Origin of the sequence: Acinetobacter johnsonii, assembly GCF_048551975.1 — a bacterium.
In the GTDB taxonomy this organism is placed as follows: Bacteria; Pseudomonadota; Gammaproteobacteria; order Pseudomonadales; family Moraxellaceae; genus Acinetobacter; species Acinetobacter johnsonii_A.
Map to the genome: position 1 here is coordinate 13,321 of NZ_JBIMCF010000003.1, position 19,668 is coordinate 32,988.

The following is a 19,668-nucleotide window of genomic DNA, read 5'->3' on the forward strand; positions in this document are numbered from 1 at the left end:
CTAGCCAATGAAGTCATGTAAATAGTTAGAAGATGGAATCAAATCCAGCTGTTTTTAGCCATGCAAGTAAGGGCTTGTCACAATAAGTATCCTTTTCATATTTTTTTAAAAATATCACTTGCATAATTTTCAGTTAGGCCCGATATTCAAAGGAGAAGGACACAGATCTGCAGACTCAAAAGTGTTCATCATTCAATCGATGGAGGTTACATTCCAAAGCAATTGAAGATGGTCGAATACTGTTAAAACAGTAAGTTACAAGTGTGCCAAGAGATACAAATCTTCGTACAAAAAAAGAGTCGAATAAAGAAAGAGAGAGGATGTTATTTTATGAACATAGAAATCCGTACAGATAAAAACATTCAAAATAGTGACCGCTTAATTAGTTATATACGCGAAGAGCTGAATCAAGAATTTCAACGTCACAGTGAGCGCATTACCCACTTTTCAGTGCATCTAAGTGATGCCAATAGCCATAAAGGCGGAGATGACGACATTCAATGTATGATTGAAGCGCGTCCAGCAGGTTTAAAACCCGTGGTTGTAAATCATAAAGGTCATAATGTCGATACTGCGATTCATGGCGCGATCGATCGCCTTAAACGTAGTTTAGAACATACCTTTGAAAAAAATGATAAACCACGTGCTGGCCAACCTGTATATGCAGATCAGGATGATGGCCTGGTTGATGATGAGGAAGATTAAACCTCACCGAATTTAAAAAAAGCCCCTCAATCAGGGGCTTTTTTAATGCTGAGTACTCACTTTTATCCAACATTACGGATAACAAATGTCCCGTTTATTCGGCATAATAGAATAAACTGAATTGAAGAGCATCATCTACATGTTAACCGCGCAACAACAAGCTTTCGTGCAAGCACTTGAAGAATTAGATCTTCAACAAGTTCAACGTCTATTGACCGATGGGTTAAGTCTCAATTTTATCGATCCTGAAAAAGGACCTGTGATTTCTGTCTGGTCAGACGGCTTATTCAAATGGTGGGAAGCGATTTGCGAAGCGTATGAAGCAGGTGCACCACTGTCAGAACAAGAAAAACAACAGACTCTAGCGGTACATTTAGATATTTTAGAACAACTGATTCATGGCAAAGCAAACTTGCATTTGTGGGATACAGAAGAAATTTATGGCCCACTTTGGGATGCGGCAAGTGCTGCATGTGCGCCAGCGGTCAAACGTTTATTGGACGAAAAAGTCGATCCAAACACCAAAGATGAAGATGGCTTAACTATTTTATCCTCCATTAGCGATTTATTCTTTGATTGTGAGTTTGACGAAATTAATTGGGCCGAAGCATTGGCTGAAGAAAAGCAAACCTTAGAGTTGCTTCGTCAGCATGGTGCAAAAATGACAAAAGAATTAGCTTAAACAGCGAGATCATCATGATGCAATTAAAACATTTAGGTTTATGTGTAGCCGCTGGGTTCAGTATGAATGCGATGGCTGCAGATTTTTCCTTTGACCGCCCAGGTTCGGGCATAGGGACAGGGATTACGCCTGTGGGGCAGTTGGCTTGGGAGCAGGGCTTGGCCAATGCGCACTATGCTGAATCGACCACGGCTGATGGTGAAAAAGTCAAAACCACCAGCTTAAATGCAGATATGTTATTGCGCACAGGTTTAGCTGAAAACATCGAATTGCAATTGGGTTGGGCTGGGCCCTCTTGGCAACAAATGAAAGTGGCAGGCAATAAGTCTGAAACAGATGGTTTGGGTGATGTCAGTGTGGGTGTGAAAGCGGCGATTCCTTTGGATGATGAACGCTTGACTATGGCGGTACTGGCTGAAGCGATTATTGCCACAGGTAATGATGGTTTCACCAATGAAGATGATATTTATAGTCTGTCATCTGTGGTGGCATACGATTATAGCGACCTCGTGTCGACATCCATCACCATGCGTTATGAAGTGCAAAATAGTGATTGGGCCATTTCTGCAATTCCGACTTTAGAATATCAATTTACCGATAAACTCAGCGGTTTTTCTGAATTGGTTTATCGTAAAGCAGAAAGTCAAGACAATGAATATGCGCTCGGTACAGGTGTCATGTATGCGGTGAATAATCGGATGCAGTTGGACGCAAGTGTTGGTATTGACTTAAATGGTCCAAATAAAAGTTATTATTCAGGACTTGGCGTTTCATACTTATTTTAATTAGAAAAAAGAACATATTATGAAAAAGCATCTTCATCTGAAACAGGGGATGAGCGGCAAAACGTGGTATCTGGGACTGTCAGTATTGATCATCAATCTGTGTATCTGGACCAGCATCCTAAACGTTCATGCAGAAACTCCACTCCTATCAGCTGAAGATGCTTTTCCATTTACAGTGGAATCCACGACTGAGCATACCGCTCAACTGCACTGGAATATCCCTGAACAGTATTATCTGTATCAGCACAAATTTGAAGTGCAGCAGGCGGGTCAGCCCCTTAAGCTTGAGCTACCGCCTGCGCATGATTTGTATGATGAAAACTATGGCCATACCCAAGTTTATTATCAACAAGTGCAATTTGACTTAGACACACAGGCTTCGCAAACTTATAAGGTGACTTGGCAAGGTTGTGCCAAAGATCGCATTTGCTATCCACCGCAAAGCATTGAGTTTAAAACGGATGTCAATGGTTTAGTCCGCCTACAAGACCAAGCAGGTGGATCAAAACGACTGTTAGATTTAGCCGCGCAATCGAATCCGCAATTTGAGCCGATCAACCCCACAGTCACTGCTGAACCCGTTGTAACAGCTTCTGATGCGATTGCTGCGCAAGATCAAATTTGGTCTGAAGAGTTAGCCAAAAGCTCATTGGCTTATGGTTTATTATTGTTCTTTGGCCTCGGGATATTACTCGCGTTTACGCCGTGTTCTTTACCGATGTTGCCGATTTTAACCTCTTTAATTATTCGCGATAGCAAAGGCCTGAAAGCATGGATGATTGCCTTGGTCTTTGTGTGCAGTATGGCCATGGTCTATGCCATTTTGGGTTTGGTGGCCTCATCTGCGGGTTTGAACTTCCAGCGTTGGTTACAACAGCCATCCACCCTGATTGCTTTTAGCATTCTTTTTGTTTTATTCGCGCTCAATCTATTTGGTTTGTTTGAACTTAAACTGCCGCAAGCCGTGGTGAATAAACTCGATCATATCCAGTCTATGCAAAAGGGTGGAAGTCTGATCAGTGCTGCGATTATGGGCATGATCTCTGCGCTGTTAGTTGGACCGTGTATGACGGCACCTTTGGCAGGTGCTTTACTGTTTATTTCGCAAACACAAAGCCAGTGGCAAGGGGCAATTTTGTTGTTCACCTTAGGCTTTGGTATGGGTACACCATTGTTATTGGCAAGCGTACTGGGTGCTAAGGTATTGCCTCGTGCTGGGCTGTGGATGAATCAGGTTCGGGTATTCTTTGCTTTCATCATGTTGGCTTTAGCGCTGTATTTTGTGCGTCCTTTGCTTTCTGAAACATGGATGCAAGCACTGAGTCTGCTGCTAGGCTTGAGCTTTATTATTTATGTGTTGTATCGTTTGATGTGGCATAAAACTCAGTTGCGTATGCTGTACATCGTGGCTCTAGTCATTGGCGGGACGTACATTACCTATAGCCAATATCAGCAGAGTCAGCGTTTTTTTGAAGCGCCAGTGGCTGCATCTGCGCGTTGGCATGTGGCAGCGACGGCAACGGAGTTTAAGCAGCTCTTGTCACAAGCACCAAAAGGTCAAAAGATCATTGTCGATGTCTATGCGGATTGGTGTGTTGCTTGTCAGCCGATTGAACACCGTATATTAAAGTCTGCAAAGGTACAGCAAGCGCTTGCGCCATATTATTTGATTAAATTGGATTTGAGTCATTACGATGCAACTCATCAAGTACTTTTAAACCAGTGGGATATTTTAGGACCACCGACCTATTTATTCTTAGATGCCTCACAACAAGAAATTCGTGGTTTACGTTTAACCGGTGCATTTACTGAGGCTGAACTTTTAGCTCAGTTACAACGTTTTTAACCTGAAGCAGAGCGAGGGATGTAACGTTTATATATTGCCAATAAAAATTACTCCAGTTGGTCGGTGCGAGCATGGTTGGTCTTGACTGCATTTGATCTAGATTTTGAAGAAATCCTGATTCGCTTTGATGTAGAAGACCCGACCTTTAAGCAGCAAATGTCTCAGATTCATGCCAATGCTAAAGTGCCCGTATTGGATGTGGGTGAATTTAAAATTTATGATTCTTTAGCCATCTGTGAATATTTGGCCCAGCAAAATCCAAATTTAGCCCTATGGCCCAAGCTTGACTATTTGAGAGCAGAAGCACAGAGTATCAGTGCTGAGATGCACAGTAGTTTTATGTCACTATGCCAATTGTGTCCAATGCATATTTAAGCGCAGTACAGCATAGCTGAGGGGCAAGCTCTATGGGCGCAGCGTGCGGATGAGCATACCTTTATATTTGGTGATTTTTCTATAGCCGACGCCTTCTATGCACCTTTGGTGATGCGTTTCAAGAGTTATGCACTAGCTGTATCTGAACGCAGCCAGCAGTATATGCAACACATTATGCAGCATCCGGCGGTCACACAATAGGTTGACGCAGCACGAGCAGAAGCAGTTTAGTTAGGTGAAACATGCTGTGTGTCTGCACATACGGCGCTATATTTGATCTCACCGGGATTGATTTCTAAATAGCATTTGATTTGATTACGTCCACTGGCTTTAGCGGCATAGAGTGCTTTGTCTGCTTGATCCAAAAGCTGTTGCGGTTTCCATTTATCCGTCGCTAGGGCAATGCCGAAACTGGCAGTAATGCGAATTACACGTCCATCTTCATTTTGAATCACTAAATCTTCAATGGCTGCACGGCAACGTTCCGCGATTTGAAGAGCTTTAAGGGCAGAGGACTGCTTTAAAATGAGTATAAATTCTTCACCCCCAAAACGGCCCACTACATCACTTTCACGCAAATGAAGGCCTAATTTTTGACTTACGGCAATCAGAACCATATCTCCCATACGATGTCCAAATTGATCATTGATATTTTTAAAGTGGTCGAGGTCTAAAAGCACGATGGCATAGGGGCAATTTTTATCATGATGCAACTCATCTAAGCTTTGGTTAATACTGCAGCGGTTCAACGCGTTGGTGAGTGGATCGGTCTGACTTAAACGTTGAATCAGTCGCTCACGATGCCGCCATTGACTGAGTAAGATTTCAAACAAAATCAGACAAGTGACAAGAATAGGGGCAATGAAATACAGCATTGAAAATAACCAAAATCCATTATAAAACAGCTTACCGTTAATGGTGAAAAGTGGAGAGTAGGGTATGACATCTATAAAACTGAGATAGCCTGAGAAGACCAAAAAACTGGTTGCGGGAATCAGCATGATATAAATGATTTTGCGTTTAAACAGGACTAAACCCACGGTCAGCAAGCACATGTAGGTAATCATAGTCATTGGGCTTAATACGCCGACGAAATAGCTGTCTTGGCAAAGAGAAATGACAAAAATCCCGATCGCGACATAGGGTAAAAAACGCTGCACCCAGACGTGATCATGTAAGACATAGCAGGGATAAATCAGTCCTGACAAGGTCAGTAAAAAGATAGAGTTCAGTACAAATTGGATGCGTACAATATCGAGATTGACCACCTGCCAATATTGCGGGTTCAATAGGATAAAGCTATCCCAACCGAGCCAAGCAACATGAATAATGCAAGCCAAAACCAACATCAGAATGCACTTTTTCAAGGTGCTCCAATTCATGATGACTTCCTCTTCCAGTAAATAGTGAGAAAGTTTATTTTTATTTAATTTTTTAGAGCTGGAGGCTAGTGAATTCATTCAATCTTTTTATCCTCTACTTTCATATTCTTTTAAATTTAAATAGTGTAATTAATTATTAAAATTGAATTTAAAGATAGCATCTAAAATCATAGAAAAAATATCCCTATAAAAAGGGAAAAGTGTTCTATTTTTAGAACATAGTGTTTTGAATAGGCCTATTATTCTAAGGATAATCTTATTTTAAAATGCATCTATTCAATAAAGATTATGTTGGAACATACCATGAAAGTTTTACACATCGATTCAAGTATTATGGCGGATACTTCTGTGTCTCGTCAGTTGAGCCAAGCCATTGTTTCGCGACTCAGCGAAAAGCATGCGCAAGTTGAGGTTGAATATTTGGATTTGGCAACGCAACCGATTCCACATTTAGATGCAGAAATTTTAATGGGTCAAAATGCAGAACAATCGGCTCTAGGCGAACGTATTATTCAACAGTACTTAGATGCGGACGTTGTGGTGATTGGTGCGGCGATGTATAACTTCGGGATTACGTCGACTTTAAAAGCATGGATTGACCGCATTAGTGTTGCAGGTCGTACTTTCAAATATACGGAAAATGGCCCTGTCGGTTTGGCTGGTGACAAGAAAGCCTATATTGCCAGTAGTCGCGGTGGTGTCTATGGTGAAAATAGTCCTGTTGACTTCCAAGAAAGCTTCTTAAAAACTGTCTTTAATTTTACTGGTGTGACCGATGTTGAAATCATTCGTGCTGAAGGCGTGAATATGGGCCCAGAGCTGAAAGACAAAGCCATTGCAGCAGCTTTAGCGCAGGTGCAAGCAATCTAATAACAATAACTGTAGTTCCATGATTCCTCATTTGGTCAGCGTTCAGCTGACCTTTTTTTATGTGGAATGTGTCTAGTCTTGGTCGAGCGCTTGAGCAAACGTTGCGATATCATCCAAAGCCATTTTAGCTTCTGGAAACCATGCATTAAACATTTGAAAGTTATGCCACATGCCTGTGTAAAGTTTAAATGTCACGTCTACGCCAGCCTTGGTCGCTTTATCTCTAAACCGCTGGGCATCGTCCAAGAGAATTTCTTTCGAACCGACTTGTACAAGGGTTGGCGGGAGGTCTGCTAAATCATCAAATAAAGGTGAAACGAGCGGGTCCGCTGGGTCAATTTGCTCTGGAACATAATAGTCGATGCCTGTTTCAAGGGCTTCGATCGATAACAGTGCATCGAGCTTGCTGTTATAGCGAATAGATTCACTGGTTAAGCTTAAATCCAAAAATGGCGAAAGTAGAATTAATCCACTGACTTGAGGGCGTTGCTCATCACGAATTCGCAGAGCCAAGGCTAGCGCTAAATTTGCACCACATGAATCCCCCGATAAAATAATATCTTTGGCTTGTATCCCTTGCTCCAATAACAGCAGATAAACATCAAACAGCGCATCAAGGGCTTCAGGATAGGGGTGTTCTGGTGACAACGGATAGTCAAGGTGAATGACTTGCATTTGTGTACTGGCTGCAAGGTCAGAGACAAACGCACGGTGGGTATTCATTGAACCTAAAAAGAAAACTCCACCATGAATATGCAAAATGAGCTGAGTGGCTTCAGTTTCAGGTTTTAACTCTTCCGCACGCAGGCCTGCAAGACGTAGAGGACGAATCTGGATCGACTTATTGAGCGGAAATGCACGACACATTTGTTCAAGAAGAAAACGCTGACTACTGGGGGGGAGACTAAAGCGACTTGGGGTTCGAATCGTGGTTTTTAACAAGTGTTCTGTAATGATTTGTTTCCATGGATCGGCAATCTTCATAGTTATTCCATTTTGTTATTTGTTTTACCTTGAGTTTGTGTATTTACCAACATAATTTACAAGGTTACACTAATTGGTCACATTGAAAAATTGAAAAATTGTTGTGACTTTTTAATAATGATAGTCGTCTATACTAGACTAGGGAAATGACAAAAATGAAAAAAATTGCACTTGCGTTAAGCGTACTAGGATTAACCGCTCTAGCTCATGCAGCAGATCCGCTGAATGGCACTGTTTGGAAAACGATTGATGACAAAACTAAACAAGCGAAAGCATTGGTTAAATTTACTGAGCAAAAAAATGGAACTTTAACTGCGAGTATTCAAGGTATTTTGACACCAGGTGAAGAAAATGCCTGTACCAAGTGTGAAGGCCCATACAAAAACAAATCGTTGAAAGGTTTAACGATTGTACATGGTCTGAAAAACGCAGGTGGTACAAGCTATGACGGTGGATCAATTTTAGATCCGCAAACGGGCAAAACTTATAAATTAAAAGGCAACATTGCTGCTGGTGGTAAAAAACTAGAGCTTCGTGGTTATATTGGCGTGGCTGCACTTGGCCGTAACCAAACTTGGATTCGCGCGAACTAATCTCATCCAACAAGAAAAGCCGAGCAATTGCTCGGCTTTTTTGTTTTTTGTTATGCCTTTAGGGCACGAATTGCATCTTCATTGAAACCTACAATAAAACCATCGGGCGTTGCAATCACGGGGCGCTTGATGAGGCTGTGATGGGTTGTGAGAGCATCAATCAGTCCTGGCTCTGAAGCTAAAGCAGTGTCTTGTTCTGTTTCAGTCAGCTTACGCCAAGTGGTACCTTTCTTATTTAGGACCACATCTGCCCCAATCTGATCGAGCCATGTTTTGACAGTCGCAGCATCAATGCCTTGTTTTTTATAATCATGAAAGTCATACGCTAAACCTAACTCATTCAGTAGGTCGAATGCTTTTTTCATTGAATTACAATTTTTAATGCCATACACGTTTAACATGGAAAAACCCTTCTGAATTTTAAGCTGGGTTTAGAGTAACGGAAAAAGCAGAGCAGCTCTAGTGTCGCGATTTAAGCCAATAGCGTCATCGTCTTGTCATAAAAGCGTTTTAGAATTAAATCAAAGAAAAATAGAATACAAAAGAAGAAATTTTAAAAAGGCAAAGAATAAAAAAGAGAAAACCCGCATTTAATCATCCTGATCATGCGGGTCTCATTACAACGTCCATTGTCACATCCTTGAAAACTAACTATATCCATAGTTCGTTTTAATTTCATCCTACGGCGTCCTGTCCTTGTGCTGTCATCCTGACATCGTCCCTTTGCCGTGGAAACATAATGCACTGATTGATTGATCAGAAAAAGACTCAAAAAACGGCAGATAATGTAGGTTAAAAACCCATATTCAGTAAACAAATGTTCACTGAATGTGAACTAAATACTTAAATTTTTCTAGATTTTGTAGTCAATAATGACAGGTGCATGGTCGCTAAACCATGTTTCTTTATAGACCCAAGCATTGACTGTACGGGCTTTCCAGTCAGGTGAGCATGCTTGATAGTCAATGCGCCAGCCCACGTTCTTCGCACGGGCCTGTCCACGGTTTGACCACCACGAATAAAGCTCAGCCTCTGGACGTACTTCACGGAAAGTATCGACATAGCCAAGTTCATCATAAATATGATCGAGCCAAGCGCGTTCATGCGGTAAGCAGCCTGATGCTTTTTGATTGCCCGACCAGTTTTTAATGTCGATGCGTTTATGTACGATGTTGTAATCACCACAGACAATCACGGATTTATTTTCATCGCGCCATTGTTTCAAAATTTGTTTGTATTCTTCTAAGAAGTGGTCCTTACGTACTTGTGCTTCTTCACCAGAAGAACCCGATGGTAAATACAGTGAACAAATATGCACGTTTTGGTCTAAGCCTAAGTCAAACTCAGCCGAAATAAAGCGGCCTTGAGAATCGGCCAATTCAAAACCAAGCCCATCCGTGACTGAAACAAACGGTAGACGGCTATAAATAGCAGTGCCAGCATACCCTGGACGTTCAGCAGGAAACAGGTGAGTATGCCAACCTTCAGGTTTAAATTTATCGGTCCATTGTTCGTGGGTGATGCGAGATTCTTGCATGCAAATCACATCAGCATCTGATGTGGCAATCCAATCAAAAATCCCTTTTTTTTCTGCAGAACGTAGACCATTTACGTTAATTGAAACCACACGTAAAATTTTTTGATCACTTGGATAGCTACTCTTTGGTATCATGCGCAAGTCTTACCTCAATTTGAAAATACGGAGCACCGCATGACAACGCAAGCGACATTTAACCCTCAAGCTTTTATCGAACTCGCATTATCACGTGGCGTGCTTAAATTTGGTGAGTTTACTTTAAAATCGGGTCGTGTGAGTCCTTATTTTTTTAATGCCGGTCTACTTAATGACGGTGAAGCCTTGTCATTACTCGCGTCTGGCTATGCAGCCAAACTGACTGAATGCAACAATGTTGAGGTGGTCTTTGGTCCTGCGTACAAAGGGATTCCTTTTGTTGCTGCAACAGCAGTGGCTTTGTCACAAAATCATGGGGTAAGTGTGCCTTGGGGTTTTAACCGTAAAGAAGCCAAAGATCATGGTGAAGGCGGGGTCTTGGTTGGTGCATCTGTTGCAGGCAAAAAAGTCTGGATTATTGATGACGTGATTACTGCGGGTACAGCGATCCGTGAAGTAGTCACCATTTTGAAAAATGCAGGTGCGCAGATTGCAGGTGTGTTGGTGGCATTAGACCGTCAAGAAAAAGGTCAAGGTGAACTTTCTGCGATTCAAGAAGTCCAAAAAGAATTGGAAATTCCTGTGCATGCACTGGTGACCATGAAAGATTTGATGAATTATTTAGAGGCTAAAGGTGAAACAGAAGCTTTAGCAAAAATGGAAGCCTACCGCGTGAAATATGGCGTCTAAACGTTGAAACAAAAAAAGGAAGCTTCGGCTTCCTTTTTTATTCGCTCTCTTTTTCGGCTAGTGTTTGGCTATGCGCCCCTTCCCAGCCAATCATCGCAGTTTTACGTGTTGTCCCCCACATATAGCCGCCACGTTGTCCTGAAGACTGAATGACTCGATGGCATGGAATTAAAAAGGCAACAGGATTGTTACCAATGGCTGTTCCGACCGCTCGTGAGGCACGCTCTTGCCCAATCTCTTGAGCAATATGTGCATAACTACTGAGCCGTCCCATGGGGATTTTAAGCAAACTTTGCCAAACCTTGAGCTGAAAGTCGGTGCCTTTCAGATGCAGTTTAATCTCCGATAAGCTGTTTTGATCTTGCTGAAAAATTGCGAGCGCTTTGCGTTGTAATTCATCCTGATCTTCAATAAATGTCGCGCGTGGGAACTGTTTTTTCAGATAGGTCAATGCATCCCGATCTGCTTCGGTAAAGGCCATATGACAAATCCCTTTAGGGGTCGAGGCAATAATGACGGAGCCAAAAATGGTTTCGGCAAAACTATAGTGAATGTGGAGTGCTTCACCGCCCTGTTTATATTCTGCGGGCGTCATCCCTTCGATTTGGACAAATAAATCATGCAATCGACTGGTACTAGAAAGGCCCGTGTCAAAGGTTGCTGCAAAAATATGATTTTCTGTATGATTTTTCAAAACCGACTTTGCATATTCCACACTAATATATTGTAGAAATTTCTTCGGGCTAATACCTGTCCATTCGCTAAAGATACGCTGAAAATGTGTAGGACTTAAATGAACGTGTTCTGCAATCTCAGCCAAACTGGGTTGCTGTTTGAAGTTTTGTTCAATGTATTCAATCGCCCTTGCCACACGTGTGTAGTTGGTATGTTCTGTCATGATTACTCGTGGAAATCACTTAACTTAAGAAAACACTAACAAATCCAGCGAGGCCTGAAAATCCGTTTCTTGCGTTTTATAATAAAAGGTTCGAAGCATGCATTGATTGGCATAGTCATCCATTGCTAAGCATAAAAAAACGGAACAGTGACCTGTTCCGCTTGAGATGGCGTTTTAACTGAAGGGGTTTAGAACTGGTAGTTCAAACGCATGAGGAAGCTACGTGGTGTACCTGGCATAGAGTCTGAACGCCAATATTCTTTATTGGTCAAGTTACTGACAGCTAAGGTCAGGTTCCATGGATCAGCACTATAACCAATCGCTGCATCGACACGATTGAAACCATCCATCTTGGTCAAGTTATTGATGTTTGGATAGTAAGAGCCCACATAAGTCACACCGACTTCACCATAAAGTTTTTCGGTAGGTAAGTAGCGGACAAATAAGTTACCCGTATGTTCAGGCGCATTATTTAGCACTTTATTCACATTACCTGGATTTTGCTTGTCTTTTTTAACTTCGGCTTTTAGATAACCATATCCACCACGGACAAATACATTATCCAATACGCGACCGATAAAACTAAACTCTAGACCTTTAGATTGATGTTCACCCGCAGTTGCCCATTCTTCAGGTTTAGTGTCATCAGGTACATAACGAATATTATTTTTGCGAATGTCAAAAATAGAGAGCTGTGTATTTAAACGGTCGTCAAACCAGTCACTTTTGACCCCAATTTCATATTGCTCATTATATTGAGGTTCTGAATCAAAGGTATTCAGATTGGTATTTGCGGATACAACACTGACACCTACACGCCCACCAAACGGTGCAAAGCTTTTATTGTATGAAGCATAGAAGCTGTGTTGATCTGTGGGTTGCCAAATGAAACCAATGTTGGGGCTAAAGCTTTCATCATTGATACTACGATGGTAATTGATGTCGGAAGAAGCTAATAATTTATTGGTGGTTGATGTATCGTAATAATCATAACGTGCACCAAGCATTACTTTGAAATATTCATTAAAACTAATTAAGTCTTGAATGAAAAAGCCGTAGCTTGTGCCTTCATTATAATTATGCTGAGTAATGGTTTTAGCACCGTTATCACGATTATTCTGTGTTAGTTGACCTGTAAGTGGGTCATAAAAACCATCAATTCGACTGCCATTGGCGTTTTTATTAGAAAGTTTCGGTTCTCTTTGTTCATAGGTCCAATCGGTACCCACTAAAAGATTATGTTTAATAGCGCCCGTATCAAACTCACCTGTAATATCCCACGTATTGGTGGTGGTTCGATTAGATGTTTGCTGCCAGTAATAGTTTTGCGAAATTTTTCCGACATTGTTATAGCAGCGACGTTGATCTACAGGAGTAAAACCGGCACCCGCTTTACTACTTTCACCATTACTGGTGGTTTCATTCGAAGCACAGTAGGTACCACCATAAAAATGATCAAAGTTTTGTTCGGCTTGTCTGTAGCTCGCAGCCCAATGGAAAGTCCAATTTGGCGCAAATTCATAACTTACATCTGAGCGAATGACCTGTAGCACGTCATTAACATAATCACCCTCTTGAGCAAAACCCGTTTTAATCGATGTGCCAGCAGGTAAAACACTATAACTTGGACCACGGTCAGGTACTCGACCTAATTTGTCATAAGTATATTGTGTGGTCCACGTGAGGGTTTCATCATCATTTTTATAAGTGAAACTTGGCGAGATCATTTCAATTTTACTGTCAATGCCTGAACGGAAACTATCCGCTTCACCGTATTCACCTGTTAAACGGACAGCCCAATTGTCATTCAACACTTGGTTAATATCTGCTGTTGCACCGTAGTTATCATATGAGCCTACGTAAGTACCGACTGAGCTTTTTGAGTCAAAGTTGGCGTATTTACTCACCATATTGACCACACCGCCGCCAGCACTACGACCATATAACACCGAGGCAGGGCCTTTTAAAATTTCGATCCGTTCAATGTTGGCTGTACTACGACGCACTTGGCCACTTTCACGAATACCATCACGGTAAATATCACCCGAGTCGGCAGAGAAACCACGGAGGGTAATGCCATCACCACGCGTATCATAGCTGGTGGATACCCCTGGTGTACCTTGTAACATTACACTGAGGTCGTTAGAGCCATAGATTTTATATTTCTGTACATCGATGGTGTCGATGGTTTGAGGAATGTCTTTTTTCTTTAAACCATTACGGGTGACATTTGCTTGATCGTAATCGACATAGCTTTTGATTGGATCAAGTTCACTCATTGCCTCAACTTTCAAAGTAGGCAAAACTGCTGCTGTGCTCGATTTTTTTGTCGTTGCTAGAGAAGAAGGGTTCTCATTATTTTGTAGCATCGTTTCATCAGCATAGGCTGCATGCGCATTTAAAATCATAAAGCTGAGAAGGCTATATTTGAATAGGTTAGAACCACAAAGCGGCTGTGGTGAAAATTTCATCATAATTTAAGGCTCGGAGAGATTGAATTGCCAATAAAAATGAGAAGTATAATCATTTACCAAAAATGAACAAGACTTCGTGGAAAATTCATTTTTCCTACATAATTGGATTGGGTTTAAAAGAATGGCTAAAGGTGCTGTTTAATTATCTTAAGTATTTGATAGGTAATAAATTTAAAATCATAAGGACATTGGAAAAGCGTTATTGAACAGGATTTTCCATGCATTTTTTACAGCTTAAAAGAACGCCTATTTTTTCTTGACGTCCTTGCTCAGTTTGTACCCAAGGGCGGTTTTGCCACGGTGGAGTATGGCGGACATGTTGTGTGTGGCCACAGGAAAGCTCCGCCACCCAATGATGTTCTGCATCGAGATGAAAACCGACAATCGCTTGTTGCACTTAAGTACCTCGACTGACGTGTTGAGGCTGTTCTAAGCCGTTTAAAAAACGCTGACACAGTTGATGGATGGCTACCAAATCATCGGGATCTAGACCTAAAGAACACGCCAGCTCAAATGGAATGGCTATAATTTTATCTTTGGCTAAGAGTGCTTTTTCCAGCAGAACGACTTTTTTCATACGTTCATCTTCTTTGACAGCAACACGCTTTAAAAACTGTTTTTCTTCTAGTTTTTTAATAATCGGGGTTAAGGTGCCTGAGTCAAAAAAGGTTTTTTGTCCAATCTCGTTCAGTGTCACATTGTCCTGCTCGTATAAAGCCAACAAAACAATAAATTGCGGATAGGTCAGATCGTAAATTTGTAAGCGTGGACGGTATTGACGAACCATGGCATTGGTTGCGGAATACATGGCAAAACACACGCGGTTTTCTAAAAGTGGGGTGTCAGCCATATTGCATGTCCTTAGTTGTTAATGTCTGTAAAGCAGTATAAATGAAATAGGGATGAAAGTATATTGCGCATAATAATCTTGTGTACAAGTTAATTGTGTGCGATATTTATTTAAGGCTGAGATCGATTCAGAACTTGAAGCGACTTTAAATGACATTTTGATGAATGGAAGAGATGTAATGACCACAATTTATGATTTTCAGGCTGAACTGTTGGAAGGCGAGCAAAAAAATCTGGCCGATTATCAGGGCAAGGTTTTATTGGTGGTGAATACCGCCAGCCAATGTGGTTTAACCCCGCAATTTGAAGGCCTGGAAAAGTTATATCAGGACTATCAACAGCAAGGCCTGCTGATTTTAGGTTTTCCTTGTAACCAATTTGCGCAGCAAGACCCTGCGAGTAATGAAGAGATCGGCAGCTTTTGCCAGCGTAACTATGGGGTCTCTTTCCCAATGTTTGCAAAAGTTAACGTGAATGGGCCTACAGCGCATCCGCTGTATCAGTATTTAACCACTGAAGCTAAAGGCATTTTAGGTAGCCAAAGCATCAAGTGGAATTTCACTAAGTTTCTCATTAACCAAAAAGGGCAGGTGGTGAAACGTTATGCGCCAATTGTTAAACCTGAAAAAATTGCCAAGGATATTCAACGTCTTTTGGCTTAATAGAGAAGGTGTGGAAAGGAGCTGCCGTGTGGTAATAGGCGCATACTTCCTTTGTTGAATTGAGCAGTTAGTATCTCATTTGTTACTGCAATGTGTTGTAGTTATTTGAATAAAATGGATTTTTTAATCTTTAATTATTACACAACTTGTTGCACCCAAACCTGAAAACTTCGCTATACTTTTTGCCAAGTTTAAAAAATATGAGCGTGAGAATTATGCGTGTACTGGTAGTAATGGACCCGATTGAAACGGTGAATCTGAAAAAAGATTCCACCATCGCTATGTTATGGGCCGCAAGCCGTCGTGGACACGAGCTGGGTTATGCATTACAACACGATTTATATATCGATCAAGGCAAAGCCTTTGGTTTGATTTCTCCCTTAAAAGTGTTTGAAGACTACGATCATTATTTTGAGTTGGGTGAACAGCAAAAAGAGTCCTTGGCCGATTACGATGTGATTTTGATGCGTAAAGATCCACCGTTCGACATGAACTTTGTCTACACCACCTATATCTTGGAACAAGCGGAACGTGAAGGTGCGTGGATTATCAATAAACCACAGTCCTTACGTGACTGTAATGAAAAACTGTTTGCCACGCAGTTCCCCGAACTCCAAGTCCCTACATTAGTGACTTCACAACAAAGCCTCATTCGTGAATTTATCAAAGAACATGGTGATGTGATTGTGAAGCCTCTCGATGGGATGGGTGGCATGGGAATTTTCCGTTTATATCAAGATGGTGTGAACATTGGCTCAACTTTGGAAATGTTGACGGAGATGGGCACACGTCCGATTATGGCGCAGCGTTATATTCCTGAAATTGTGGAAGGGGATAAGCGTATTTTGCTGGTCAATGGTGAACCTATTCCGTACTGTTTGGCGCGTATTCCACAAAACGGCGAAGTCCGTGGGAATTTGGCCGCAGGTGGTTTGGGTCAAGCACGTCCTTTGACTGAAAACGACAAGGCGATTGCTGCAAAAGTGGGCCCCTTCTTACGTGAAAAAGGTTTGGTTTTTGTCGGACTTGATGTAATTGGCAATTATGTGACCGAGATTAATGTCACCAGTCCAACCTGTATTCGTGAGATTGATGCGCAATTTGGTACCTCGATTGCCGATACTTTATTTGATATCTTAGAAGCAGGCAAAGCCAGCTAAAACGACAGAAAAGGAACCTGAAATGGTTCCTTTTTTCTTTCATGGTGGTGATCGGTTTTGAAATAGAGCTGTACTTTGCTGCAAAGTGTATCAATTTAGTTGAAAATAAAGCGGATTATGTTGCTAGACACTACAAATTTCCATCCTACTCAAATGTATGCACTCAGATTGTATTTCTAAGCGCTAAAATGACGTGAATTGGGCTTTAGAATGATGTTAAATAATTGATTCCAATTAGCTTCATAGTTTTATTTTTAAATATCACCAATTGCGCTGTCGAACCTGATTGTATGCTGTAGTTTGAGTTAAAATGCACATCTGATAACAAATCTAGTTTAAACTTGAAAATCAGTAGAAAAAAACAATCAAATGGCTGTTGAAAAAAAGTAAATAATCTTTCGCGACTATGCGTTTGTGATTACAATTGATCGCTTAAAATTGAGTTTTGTTTCCATATTTTTAGAATTGAAGAATTAGACTGTGACCGAAGCAACACAAACAAAGCCGAAACATGTAATGATGATGGCTGCCGGAACGGGCGGGCATGTTTTTCCAGCACTTGCTGTGGCTAAGGAATTACAGCAACAAGGTTGCCAAGTCTCGTGGCTTGCTACCCCAACAGGTATGGAAAATCGCCTGCTTAAAAATCATGATATTCCGATTTATCAAATTGATATTCAAGGTGTGCGCGGCAATGGCTTAGTCCGCAAAGTATTGGCACCCTTTAAAATTTTAAAAGCCACGCTAAGTGCAATGCGTTACATGAAGCAGCTCAAAGTCGATGCCGTCGCGGGCTTTGGGGGTTATGTCGCTGGGCCTGGTGGATTGGCTGCGTGCGCACTGGGTATTCCTGTGATTATTCATGAGCAGAATGCGATTGCTGGTTTTACCAATACCCAGTTATCACGTATTGCCAAAACAGTGTGTCAGGCTTTTCCAAACACCTTTGCTGCACAAGATAAAATTGTGACCACGGGTAATCCCGTCCGCAAAGAGATTACGGAAATTTTAAATCCGTCTTGGCGTTATCAAGAACGTGAAAAAGCTGGAGCCACGCTTCGAGTTTTAATTGTGGGCGGTTCGTTAGGTGCACAAGCGTTAAATGAGCGTGTTCCTGAAGCATTGAAGCAATTGAATGTGCCGTTAAGCGTTTATCATCAGTGTGGTCAAAACCATGCAGAGACGACCCAAGCGCGTTATGCCGATGCACCTGAACAGCTTCAGGTTGAAGTTCACCCTTTTATTGAAAATATGGCCCAAGCTTATAGTGATGCTGATTTAATTATTTGCCGTGCTGGGGCGTTAACCGTGACCGAGATTGCGACTGCTGGTGTGGCTGCGGTTTTTGTTCCGCTGCCAAGTGCAGTGGATGATCACCAAACGGCCAATGCAAAGTTTTTAGCCAATATTGGTGCAGCCAAAATTTGCCCACAAGCAAGCATGACGCCCGAGAGTTTAAAAGAATTATTATTACCCTTGATGAATCGTCAGTTATTGTCTGAAATGGCAGTGAAAGCACGTCAGCAAGCACAACCCGATGCAACCCAACATGTGGTTCGTTTAATTCAAGCATTGTAAACCGAGTATTTTATGTCGCCATCTACGCCTGCTGATCAAGCAAAAAAGTTAATTAAAGTGCCAGAAATGCGCCGTATTAAGCACATCCATTTTATTGGGATTGGTGGTGCAGGTATGTGTGGTATTGCTGAAGTGCTCAAGAACCAAGGCTACAAAGTCTCAGGTTCAGATATCAAAGCATCAAAAACCACGGCTCAGCTTGAAGAAAATGGCATCAAAGTCTATATCGGGCATACGGCTGAAAATATTCAAGGGGCAAACGTAATTGTGGTGTCGACTGCAATTGATGCAGAAAACCCAGAAATTAAAGCAGCCATTGAAACGCGTACACCTGTGGTGCGCCGTGCAGAAATGCTGGGTGAGCTGATGCGCTACCGTCATGGGATTGCTGTTGCGGGAACGCATGGTAAAACCACGACTACAAGCCTAGTGACGTGTATGTTGGCAGAAGAAAATCTAGATCCAACCTATGTGATTGGTGGTTTGTTGAACCGTACTGGTGTGAATGCTGCGCTGGGCGCGAGTCGTTTTATCGTGGCAGAAGCAGATGAATCAGATGCGTCATTCCTGCATCTGCAACCGATGGCCACCATTGTGACCAATATTGATGCAGACCACATGGACACCTATGGTGGTAGCTTCGATGTCCTAAAAGATACCTTTGTACAGTTCTTACAAAAACTACCGTTTTACGGCTTGGCTGTGGTGTGTGGCGATGATGCCAACATTCGTGAAATCATGCCGCGTATTGGTCGTCCATTGATCACGTATGGTTTTAACGAAGACAATGACATTCGTGCAGTCGATATTGAACAAGAAGGCATGCAGTCGCACTTTACCGTATTACGTAAAGATCGTGAGCCTTTGCGTTTAACCATCAATTTGCCGGGTTTGCATAATATTTTAAATGCACTTGCGGCGATTGGTATTGCAACCGATGAAGGTGTGTCTGATGCTGCGATTGCACGTGCGTTGGAAAGTTTCAGCGGTGTAGGTCGTCGTTTCCAAGTCCAAGGTGAATTTGACATCGACGGCGGTAACGTGAAATTGGTGGATGACTATGGTCACCATCCAAAAGAAGTTGAAGCGACCATTAAAGCGGCACGTGCAAGCCATCCAGACCGCCGTTTAGTGATGATGTTCCAGCCACACCGTTTTAGCCGTACCCGTGATTGTTTCGATGACTTTGTGGATGTACTGTCACATGTCGATCAGTTGTTGCTGCTTGAAGTCTATCCTGCGGGTGAAAAACCGATTGTGGGAGCAGATAGCCGTTCATTGGCGCGTAGTATTCGTTTACGTGGCGATGTAGAGCCGATTTTGATCGATCCGGTCGAAGGTAATTTGCAGCATGTGTTGAAAAAAGTGTTACAAGCAGATGACTTGTTATTGACGCAAGGCGCAGGTAATGTGGGAGCTATCTCGGTTGAGCTTGCAAGCAATCATTTATATTTAAAATAATC

The 19,668-nt window shown here is 41.9% G+C and carries 20 protein-coding genes; 12 read left to right on the forward strand and 8 right to left on the reverse strand.

All coding sequences use genetic code 11. The annotated features are described in order from the left end of the window. Window positions 1–330 precede the first annotated feature (330 nt). The 5 genes from ACG9ZB_RS03675 to ACG9ZB_RS03695 all read left to right on the forward strand — a co-directional run bounded on the left by ACG9ZB_RS03675 (window position 331) and on the right by ACG9ZB_RS03695 (window position 4,393). Window positions 331–705: an HPF/RaiA family ribosome-associated protein gene (locus ACG9ZB_RS03675; RefSeq protein ID WP_004691760.1), complete on the forward strand. Its 375-nt coding sequence runs from the start codon at window positions 331–333 to the stop codon at window positions 703–705. A gap of 139 nt (window positions 706–844) precedes the next feature. Further along, entirely contained in the window at window positions 845–1,387 is a 543-nt protein-coding gene (locus ACG9ZB_RS03680; protein ID WP_004978318.1) for a hypothetical protein, read from the forward strand. 14 nt (window positions 1,388–1,401) lie between these two features. Continuing rightward, window positions 1,402–2,172, forward strand: coding sequence for a transporter (locus ACG9ZB_RS03685; RefSeq protein ID WP_419324211.1), 771 nt, complete (start codon window positions 1,402–1,404; stop codon window positions 2,170–2,172). A 19-nt stretch (window positions 2,173–2,191) separates the two neighbouring features. Continuing rightward, a complete protein-coding gene (gene dsbD, locus ACG9ZB_RS03690; RefSeq protein ID WP_419324212.1) occupies window positions 2,192–4,018 on the forward strand; it encodes a protein-disulfide reductase DsbD in 1,827 nt (608 codons plus the stop codon). 33 nt (window positions 4,019–4,051) lie between these two features. Further along, window positions 4,052–4,393: a glutathione S-transferase gene (locus tag ACG9ZB_RS03695; RefSeq protein ID WP_419324514.1), complete on the forward strand. Its 342-nt coding sequence runs from the start codon at window positions 4,052–4,054 to the stop codon at window positions 4,391–4,393. Window positions 4,394–4,620: 227 nt separating this feature from the next. Here ACG9ZB_RS03695 and ACG9ZB_RS03700 read toward each other — a convergent pair whose 3' ends face one another. Further along, window positions 4,621–5,853: a GGDEF domain-containing protein gene (locus tag ACG9ZB_RS03700; RefSeq protein ID WP_419324214.1), complete on the reverse strand. Its 1,233-nt coding sequence runs from the start codon at window positions 5,851–5,853 to the stop codon at window positions 4,621–4,623. Between the two features lie 225 nt (window positions 5,854–6,078). Here ACG9ZB_RS03700 and ACG9ZB_RS03705 point away from each other — a divergent pair, with 225 nt between their 5' ends. After that, window positions 6,079–6,645, forward strand: a complete 567-nt coding sequence (locus tag ACG9ZB_RS03705; protein ID WP_419324216.1) for an FMN-dependent NADH-azoreductase — start codon at window positions 6,079–6,081, stop codon at window positions 6,643–6,645. Window positions 6,646–6,717: 72 nt separating this feature from the next. Here ACG9ZB_RS03705 and ACG9ZB_RS03710 read toward each other — a convergent pair whose 3' ends face one another. Next, window positions 6,718–7,629: an alpha/beta hydrolase gene (locus tag ACG9ZB_RS03710; RefSeq protein WP_419324218.1), complete on the reverse strand. Its 912-nt coding sequence runs from the start codon at window positions 7,627–7,629 to the stop codon at window positions 6,718–6,720. Between the two features lie 155 nt (window positions 7,630–7,784). Between ACG9ZB_RS03710 and ACG9ZB_RS03715 the strand changes: the two genes are divergently transcribed. Next, window positions 7,785–8,222, forward strand: coding sequence for a DUF2147 domain-containing protein (locus tag ACG9ZB_RS03715; RefSeq protein WP_058951520.1), 438 nt, complete (start codon window positions 7,785–7,787; stop codon window positions 8,220–8,222). 50 nt (window positions 8,223–8,272) lie between these two features. Here ACG9ZB_RS03715 and ACG9ZB_RS03720 read toward each other — a convergent pair whose 3' ends face one another. Continuing rightward, window positions 8,273–8,623 (reverse strand): Spx/MgsR family RNA polymerase-binding regulatory protein, encoded by a 351-nt coding sequence (locus ACG9ZB_RS03720; RefSeq protein WP_419324220.1) that lies wholly within the window; start codon window positions 8,621–8,623, stop codon window positions 8,273–8,275. A gap of 452 nt (window positions 8,624–9,075) precedes the next feature. Further along, window positions 9,076–9,894, reverse strand: coding sequence for an exodeoxyribonuclease III (locus ACG9ZB_RS03725; RefSeq protein ID WP_062031929.1), 819 nt, complete (start codon window positions 9,892–9,894; stop codon window positions 9,076–9,078). Window positions 9,895–9,933: 39 nt separating this feature from the next. On the opposite strand from ACG9ZB_RS03725, the gene pyrE reads away from it, so the two are divergent. Next, window positions 9,934–10,584 (forward strand): orotate phosphoribosyltransferase, encoded by a 651-nt coding sequence (gene pyrE, locus ACG9ZB_RS03730; protein ID WP_004691742.1) that lies wholly within the window; start codon window positions 9,934–9,936, stop codon window positions 10,582–10,584. Window positions 10,585–10,621: 37 nt separating this feature from the next. Here the strand turns inward: pyrE and ACG9ZB_RS03735 are convergent, their stop codons facing one another. The 4 genes from ACG9ZB_RS03735 to ACG9ZB_RS03750 form a co-directional block, all read right to left on the reverse strand. Continuing rightward, complete coding sequence (locus tag ACG9ZB_RS03735; RefSeq protein ID WP_419324223.1) at window positions 10,622–11,482, reverse strand: bifunctional transcriptional activator/DNA repair enzyme AdaA; 861 nt, start codon at window positions 11,480–11,482, stop codon at window positions 10,622–10,624. Between the two features lie 188 nt (window positions 11,483–11,670). After that, window positions 11,671–13,956, reverse strand: a complete 2,286-nt coding sequence (locus ACG9ZB_RS03740) for a TonB-dependent receptor (protein ID WP_419324225.1) — start codon at window positions 13,954–13,956, stop codon at window positions 11,671–11,673. 199 nt (window positions 13,957–14,155) lie between these two features. After that, window positions 14,156–14,353: a DUF3565 domain-containing protein gene (locus ACG9ZB_RS03745; RefSeq protein WP_130235468.1), complete on the reverse strand. Its 198-nt coding sequence runs from the start codon at window positions 14,351–14,353 to the stop codon at window positions 14,156–14,158. After that, a complete protein-coding gene (locus ACG9ZB_RS03750) occupies window positions 14,354–14,806 on the reverse strand; it encodes a MarR family winged helix-turn-helix transcriptional regulator (protein ID WP_419324227.1) in 453 nt (150 codons plus the stop codon). Between the two features lie 178 nt (window positions 14,807–14,984). On the opposite strand from ACG9ZB_RS03750, the gene ACG9ZB_RS03755 reads away from it, so the two are divergent. The 4 genes from ACG9ZB_RS03755 to murC all read left to right on the forward strand — a co-directional run bounded on the left by ACG9ZB_RS03755 (window position 14,985) and on the right by murC (window position 19,666). Beyond that, complete coding sequence (locus tag ACG9ZB_RS03755; protein WP_348922537.1) at window positions 14,985–15,467, forward strand: glutathione peroxidase; 483 nt, start codon at window positions 14,985–14,987, stop codon at window positions 15,465–15,467. 215 nt (window positions 15,468–15,682) lie between these two features. After that, window positions 15,683–16,627: a glutathione synthase gene (gene gshB / locus ACG9ZB_RS03760; protein WP_419324516.1), complete on the forward strand. Its 945-nt coding sequence runs from the start codon at window positions 15,683–15,685 to the stop codon at window positions 16,625–16,627. A 480-nt stretch (window positions 16,628–17,107) separates the two neighbouring features. Further along, complete coding sequence (gene murG / locus ACG9ZB_RS03765; RefSeq protein WP_419324230.1) at window positions 17,108–18,205, forward strand: undecaprenyldiphospho-muramoylpentapeptide beta-N-acetylglucosaminyltransferase; 1,098 nt, start codon at window positions 17,108–17,110, stop codon at window positions 18,203–18,205. A gap of 12 nt (window positions 18,206–18,217) precedes the next feature. Then, window positions 18,218–19,666, forward strand: coding sequence for a UDP-N-acetylmuramate--L-alanine ligase (gene murC, locus ACG9ZB_RS03770; protein ID WP_130235463.1), 1,449 nt, complete (start codon window positions 18,218–18,220; stop codon window positions 19,664–19,666). The last annotated feature ends 2 nt before the right edge of the window (window positions 19,667–19,668 follow it).

Bases quoted from the DNA above. Each gene is read 5' to 3' on its own strand.
- ACG9ZB_RS03705 (WP_419324216.1), top strand. From the start codon at position 6,079: ATGAAAGTTTTACACATCGATTCAAGTATTATGGCGGATACTTCTGTG.
- dsbD (WP_419324212.1), top strand. From the start codon at position 2,192: ATGAAAAAGCATCTTCATCTGAAACAGGGGATGAGCGGCAAAACGTGG.
- ACG9ZB_RS03740 (WP_419324225.1), bottom strand. From the start codon at position 13,956: ATGATGAAATTTTCACCACAGCCGCTTTGTGGTTCTAACCTATTCAAA.
- ACG9ZB_RS03735 (WP_419324223.1), bottom strand. From the start codon at position 11,482: ATGACAGAACATACCAACTACACACGTGTGGCAAGGGCGATTGAATAC.
- ACG9ZB_RS03720 (WP_419324220.1), bottom strand. From the start codon at position 8,623: ATGTTAAACGTGTATGGCATTAAAAATTGTAATTCAATGAAAAAAGCA.
- murC (WP_130235463.1), top strand. From the start codon at position 18,218: ATGTCGCCATCTACGCCTGCTGATCAAGCAAAAAAGTTAATTAAAGTG.
- ACG9ZB_RS03680 (WP_004978318.1), top strand. From the start codon at position 845: ATGTTAACCGCGCAACAACAAGCTTTCGTGCAAGCACTTGAAGAATTA.
- ACG9ZB_RS03700 (WP_419324214.1), bottom strand. From the start codon at position 5,853: ATGAATTCACTAGCCTCCAGCTCTAAAAAATTAAATAAAAATAAACTT.
- ACG9ZB_RS03725 (WP_062031929.1), bottom strand. From the start codon at position 9,894: ATGATACCAAAGAGTAGCTATCCAAGTGATCAAAAAATTTTACGTGTG.
- gshB (WP_419324516.1), top strand. From the start codon at position 15,683: ATGCGTGTACTGGTAGTAATGGACCCGATTGAAACGGTGAATCTGAAA.
- ACG9ZB_RS03675 (WP_004691760.1), top strand. From the start codon at position 331: ATGAACATAGAAATCCGTACAGATAAAAACATTCAAAATAGTGACCGC.
- ACG9ZB_RS03755 (WP_348922537.1), top strand. From the start codon at position 14,985: ATGACCACAATTTATGATTTTCAGGCTGAACTGTTGGAAGGCGAGCAA.
- ACG9ZB_RS03710 (WP_419324218.1), bottom strand. From the start codon at position 7,629: ATGAAGATTGCCGATCCATGGAAACAAATCATTACAGAACACTTGTTA.
- pyrE (WP_004691742.1), top strand. From the start codon at position 9,934: ATGACAACGCAAGCGACATTTAACCCTCAAGCTTTTATCGAACTCGCA.
- ACG9ZB_RS03685 (WP_419324211.1), top strand. From the start codon at position 1,402: ATGATGCAATTAAAACATTTAGGTTTATGTGTAGCCGCTGGGTTCAGT.
- ACG9ZB_RS03750 (WP_419324227.1), bottom strand. From the start codon at position 14,806: ATGGCTGACACCCCACTTTTAGAAAACCGCGTGTGTTTTGCCATGTAT.
- ACG9ZB_RS03715 (WP_058951520.1), top strand. From the start codon at position 7,785: ATGAAAAAAATTGCACTTGCGTTAAGCGTACTAGGATTAACCGCTCTA.